Here is a 483-nt window from a genome sequence, read left to right as displayed (position 1 = left end):
TCTGATAAGGGAGTGAACGAACAAGCCGTACCGGCACCAACCCAGGAGTAGATGATGGAACTGCCAACCGAGCTTAACCTGACCACCCTTTTCGAACAGCTGGGCCTGCCCTCGGATGAGGCGTCGATCAATGACTTTGTCGAAGCACATCCGCTGGATCCGGACACTAAACTCATTGATGCCGACTTCTGGTCACCCCAGCAGGCGCAATTACTCAAGGAGTGGCTGCGGGCCGATGGCGAAGAAGCGCCGATCGTCGATGAGCTGAACGTGCGCCTGCATCGCGGCAAGTAAGTACGATCAGGGCAGGCTGTCGCCGGGCTCGATGTTCAATTGTTCGAGCCAGGCAGCCTTGCACTCCTCCGCTTCATCGCGACTGGCGAAGGCTGTGCCGCGTCGCTCCCCGTTGAGCAAAACTACCCAGCAAACACTGCGCCCCATCGCACGTAAGCCGGCCGGAACACCGCTGCCGATCATCACTGC

Annotated in this window: 2 protein-coding genes; one reads left to right on the top strand and one right to left on the bottom strand. The window is 59.2% G+C overall.

From position 1 onward, the window contains the following. Nucleotides 1–54 precede the first annotated feature (54 nt). A complete protein-coding gene (locus J5M56_RS24800; protein ID WP_016775092.1) occupies nucleotides 55–294 on the top strand; it encodes a DUF2789 family protein in 240 nt (79 codons plus the stop codon). 6 nt (nucleotides 295–300) lie between these two features. Here J5M56_RS24800 and J5M56_RS24795 read toward each other — a convergent pair. Next, the coding region (locus J5M56_RS24795) for a hypothetical protein (RefSeq protein ID WP_207938037.1) at nucleotides 301–483 on the bottom strand (183 nt) is incomplete at its 5' end.

This window comes from Pseudomonas sp. 51_B (genome assembly GCF_017491595.1).
Lineage (GTDB): Bacteria > Pseudomonadota > Gammaproteobacteria > Pseudomonadales > Pseudomonadaceae > Aquipseudomonas > Aquipseudomonas promysalinigenes.
This window is presented reverse-complemented; position numbering and strand designations above follow the sequence as displayed.

What these genes read in the sequence shown, in the direction of transcription:
- J5M56_RS24800 (WP_016775092.1), top strand. Translation starts at nt 55, where the DNA reads ATGGAACTGCCAACCGAGCTTAACCTGACCACCCTTTTCGAACAGCTG.